Origin of the sequence: Mesorhizobium sp. M1A.F.Ca.IN.022.07.1.1 (assembly GCF_003997575.1) — a bacterium.
Lineage (GTDB): Bacteria > Pseudomonadota > Alphaproteobacteria > Rhizobiales > Rhizobiaceae > Mesorhizobium.
Map to the genome: position 1 here is coordinate 1 of NZ_RZST01000580.1, position 1,894 is coordinate 1,894.

Annotated in this window: 3 protein-coding genes; 1 reads left to right on the plus strand and 2 read right to left on the minus strand. The window is 63.8% G+C overall.

The genetic code is table 11. The annotated features are described in order from the left end of the window. Window positions 1-121: 121 nt before the first annotated feature. Window positions 122-322: a hypothetical protein gene (locus tag EOA75_RS34650; RefSeq protein ID WP_189413726.1), complete on the minus strand. Its 201-nt coding sequence runs from the start codon at window positions 320-322 to the stop codon at window positions 122-124. 80 nt (window positions 323-402) lie between these two features. Continuing rightward, window positions 403-921, minus strand: a complete 519-nt coding sequence (gene rplS, locus EOA75_RS32360) for a 50S ribosomal protein L19 (protein ID WP_040974610.1) — start codon at window positions 919-921, stop codon at window positions 403-405. 323 nt (window positions 922-1,244) lie between these two features. Between rplS and EOA75_RS32365 the strand changes: the two genes are divergently transcribed. Next, window positions 1,245-1,894, plus strand: a 650-nt coding sequence (locus EOA75_RS32365) for a sulfite exporter TauE/SafE family protein (RefSeq protein ID WP_164747738.1), incomplete at its 3' end; no start/stop codon positions are given.

Here is a 1,894-nt window from a genome sequence, read left to right on the forward strand (position 1 = left end):
CAGCGGGCGCGAGAAGGCAGGCCAATAGGCCGGCCAGCAGCAGTTTCGACTTGATCATGACGAACTCCCGAACGTGACTGGCGGCGCTACGCTCGCCCCAAGAGAAAAACCGGCGCCGACTTTAGCTTTCCGCAAGCGCCTTGCAAGCCGATCCGCTGCACCGATGAGCGCCAAAGCGGATTCCCATGCTCTGATCGGCACGCTTCCCGAACCCAGCCTGCGACGGACCATCCGCGCAATCCGCAACCGCTTCGCGCAACCCGGCGACCAGCCGGGTCAGCGTGCCATGCAGGGCTTTCAGCTCGGCGCGATCCAGCGGCATGCTTCAGGCAAGCGCCGCCTGCACATCCAATCGAAAAAGGCGGCCGAAGCCGCCTTTCCAAGACAATCTGCGGAAGCGCCTTATTCGGCCGACGCGGACTCCGCAGCCTTCTTCTCGGCGGCGTCCTGCGCGGCTTTCTCAGCAGCCAGCGCCTCGGCGGCGGCGACCTTCTCGGCCTCGATGCGGGCGCGTTCGGCGTTCAGCGCATCACGCTCTTCATCGTTCAGCTTGCGGGCGCGCACGCCGGTGTTTTCCGAAATGCGGGCCGACTTGCCGCGACGGTCCCGCAGGTAATAGAGCTTGGCGCGGCGCACCTTGCCACGGCGCACGATCTCGACGCCTTCGACCATCGGCGAGTAGACCGGGAACACGCGCTCGACGCCTTCGCCGTAGGAAATCTTGCGGACGGTGAAATTCTCCTGGAAGCCGGAGCCGGAACGGGCGATGACGACGCCCTCATAGGCCTGGACGCGGGTGCGGCTGCCTTCGGTGACGCGCACCTGGACGCGCACGGTGTCGCCAGGCTGGAATTCGGGCAGCTTGCGCTTGGCTTCGATCTTGGCGGCCTGCTCGGCCTCGAGCTGACGGATGAGATCCATCTCAAATATCCACTTCTTGTTCTTCCGACAGCCAGAGCGTCCTCGACTTGCCTTGCAGTTCCAATGACCGCTCGGCTATGTCCTTTGCCCAGACATTCAAATCGGGGGCATCGGACAGGGACGGCTACACCGCCATTTGTTGACGGGTCCGGAAGATCGTTCTTCCGGTTCGGGCGGCGACATACAGCTATTTCGGCGCTTTGTCACGCCTTTGACGCCTAATTTTTGAAAACTATGGCCCCATCATTATTGCCTCGGTGCCGGGTTGCGCGCGCCATGCAAGCTTTCTAAGTCGGAGAAAGCTATTTCCCAGGCCTCCCTCGATGACATTCTTCGATGCCGTCCTGCTCTTCTTAGCAGGCTTTGTCTCGGGCGCGGTGAACGCCGTCGCCGGCGGCGGCACTTTCGTCACCTTCGGTGCCATGACGCTGGTCGGCCTGCCGCCGATCGTCGCCAACGCAACGTCCTCGGTGACACAGTTTCCGGGCTACATCACCTCGACGCTCGCCTATCTCAACGACATCAGGCATTTCTGGCGCCAAGCACTTGTGCTCTGCGTGATATCCGGCTTTGGCGCGCTGGCCGGTTCGCTCATTCTGCTGGCGCTCTCCAACACGTCCTTCCGCGCGCTTGTGCCCTGGCTGCTGATCGCCGCGACCGCCCTGTTCGCGGCCGGTCCGTGGCTGAAGCCGGCGGCCGGACCGGAGCGCCAGGCCTCGCTCGGCTCGCTCGCCGGATCGCTGGCGCAATTCCTGACCTCGGTCTATGGCGGTTTCTTCGGCGCCGGAATGGGCGTGATGATGCTTGCCACCCTCGGCCTGACGCAGGCCGGCGACTACCACAAGCTCAATGCGTTGAAGAACATGCTGGCGGTGGTCATCGCGGCGATCGCCATCCTGGTTTTCGTTTCGGGCGGCATCGTCGCCTGGCCGCAGGCGATCGTCATGATCCCCGGCGGGGCGCTGGGCGGCTA

What these genes read in the sequence shown, in the direction of transcription:
- EOA75_RS34650 (WP_189413726.1), bottom strand. Translation starts at nt 322, where the DNA reads ATGCCGCTGGATCGCGCCGAGCTGAAAGCCCTGCATGGCACGCTGACC.
- rplS (WP_040974610.1), bottom strand. Translation starts at nt 921, where the DNA reads ATGGATCTCATCCGTCAGCTCGAGGCCGAGCAGGCCGCCAAGATCGAA.